The organism is Acinetobacter sp. V2 (genome assembly GCF_001188385.1).
GTDB classification, from domain to species: domain Bacteria; phylum Pseudomonadota; class Gammaproteobacteria; order Pseudomonadales; family Moraxellaceae; genus Acinetobacter; species Acinetobacter oleivorans.
This window is the reverse complement of the sequence record NZ_JZFB01000007.1, coordinates 3,916-4,201: the sequence shown is the minus strand read 5'-3', so window position 1 is coordinate 4,201 and position 286 is coordinate 3,916. Positions and strand designations below refer to the sequence as shown.

The following is a 286-nucleotide window of genomic DNA, read 5'->3' as shown; positions in this document are numbered from 1 at the left end:
CTTGTCTTTTGGATGGCTTAAGTTACCCAAGTTGAGCTGACTGGCCGCATGGCTGCTTTGCAGCTGGGCACTGATCTGGCCTGTCGTGTCATCAAAACGTAGCTGGTTAAAGCCTTTGCCATCGACTTCTTCGGAGCGGATGCCGCTGAGCTTTTTAGTGTCAGGTAGCTGGCCTTTCTGATCGAATTGCGTTGGGTGACGTTCAGCTTCGTGAATACGCCCCACCACAAATGGGCGGTCAATGTTGCCGTCAAAGAAGTCAATCACCACGATCTCACCGACACGT

General features: G+C 52.1%; 1 protein-coding gene. It reads right to left on the bottom strand.

Going from position 1 to position 286, the window contains the following annotated elements; translation table 11 throughout:
- Positions 1–286: type VI secretion system Vgr family protein (locus tag UC75_RS22135; protein ID WP_228136980.1), on the bottom strand; the 286-nt coding region annotated here is incomplete at both ends.